The sequence below is a fragment of the Endozoicomonas sp. SESOKO2 genome (assembly GCF_024606245.1).
In the GTDB taxonomy this organism is placed as follows: domain Bacteria; phylum Pseudomonadota; class Gammaproteobacteria; order Pseudomonadales; family Endozoicomonadaceae; genus Endozoicomonas_A.
On record NZ_JAHHPQ010000141.1, the window covers coordinates 1 to 1,280 of the forward strand.

A 1,280-nucleotide genomic window follows, 5' to 3' on the forward strand; every position below is an offset into this window, starting at 1 on the left:
ATATATCCGAGGCCTTACATTGATTCTCATTCCTTTAGTAATAGGCGAGGTGAATAATCTGTGCATTCCGGGCTTATAAACTTCGTCACAAAATCCACCTCTAAAAAAAATACCCATACTTCCTTCCGGTACTGTATATAAAAAAGAATCCAACTGTATAACCAGTGAACTGAAATCTTATCAGTGATGGTAGATTCAGCAAAGAGCAACGAAAGTATCCAAGCAGCTATTTGATTCATCACTCAACTCTTCAAAATTTTTTACTTTTGCAGCTACAGTTGTAGCAGAGTTGGTATGACACATCTCCTTATTTAAAAATGGTTTACATTTCATTCGCGAAAGGAATGGCACCCATGAAGCACTGGCAAATAAGCAAAAGAAGCTGGAACGCATGATCGCCAACCTGATGACTAAACATAAAGAGGAAGCCTGAGGTCAACCCTCAGCATCGTCAGGAAGACCAGCAACGCATAAATTCCCTGCTCAAAGCAGCAAGTCGTATCAAACTTTTTTTAAGATCCAACCGGAGCAACGCAATAGCGATAATCAGTCACTGAAAAGCAATATGGCCGACCGGATGAAAATCTCTAAAGGAGTCATTCAGGGCTACATTGCCACCTTCCGGGCGACACCCGCAATGTGCAGAGAGCGGTTTCCAAAGCAGGTGAATCTTCAGAAGTTAATGGATCGGGACGTCAGTATTTCAAAAGCTCAGTCCGACTCAAACGCTTTGATATAATTGGAACAGAATTAAATAAATATTAAAGTGAGTCTCATGGAGACAGTAGCCTTTGAGGTGGTTTTTCTACAAACTCGTTAACTGGCAGAATAGGAGAGAAATCTCTGCAACCAAAAAGCAAGCAAGCAAGCAAAACGAAAAAATAAATCATTATATCTGTGGAAGACTGGTAAGATTATTATATTCTTCAAAAGTAAAATCTAAACCCAAGAGTTTAAAAGTCATGCAGATTTTCTCTACAATTTTCATTTCGTTCATATTAATTTTTCCATCCCCCAATGTCTTTGCAATCAAAATAAGCAAAGAAACTATAGATCAAGGCCGACAGCTTATAGGCGACATAAACAGTAGAGGAACTCAATTTCTGGAACTGGCTGAAAGAGTCCAGACTATCATAAAAAGTCATGGGCCTCAGTCCATTTTTATCATCATTCCTCACTTAGTATCTATGAATGAATCTATAGAAAAAGTTGTATCATCGTTATCAATCAGCCAAGCTTATTTAACTTCGCTTAGAACAACAGTCGAGAGTGATCCTGAA

Annotated in this window: 3 protein-coding genes; 2 read left to right on the top strand and 1 reads right to left on the bottom strand. The window is 38.7% G+C overall.

What is annotated here, in order from left to right:
* Positions 1 to 195: 195 nt before the first annotated feature.
* Positions 196 to 393, bottom strand: coding sequence for a hypothetical protein (locus tag KDK17_RS03590; RefSeq protein WP_257254960.1), 198 nt, complete (start codon positions 391 to 393; stop codon positions 196 to 198).
* Between the two features lie 184 nt (positions 394 to 577).
* Here KDK17_RS03590 and KDK17_RS03595 point away from each other — a divergent pair, with 184 nt between their 5' ends.
* Both KDK17_RS03595 and KDK17_RS03600 read left to right on the top strand, forming a co-directional pair.
* The gene (locus tag KDK17_RS03595; protein WP_257281696.1) at positions 578 to 739 is read left to right on the top strand and encodes a hypothetical protein; all 162 of its coding nucleotides are present in this window, start codon (positions 578 to 580) and stop codon (positions 737 to 739) included.
* Between the two features lie 52 nt (positions 740 to 791).
* The coding region (locus KDK17_RS03600; protein ID WP_257287360.1) for a hypothetical protein at positions 792 to 1,280 on the top strand (489 nt) is incomplete at its 3' end.

Excerpts from the sequence above, each read along its gene's own strand:
- KDK17_RS03590 (WP_257254960.1), bottom strand. The coding sequence starts at position 393 with ATGCGTTCCAGCTTCTTTTGCTTATTTGCCAGTGCTTCATGGGTGCCA.
- KDK17_RS03595 (WP_257281696.1), top strand. The coding sequence starts at position 578 with ATGAAAATCTCTAAAGGAGTCATTCAGGGCTACATTGCCACCTTCCGG.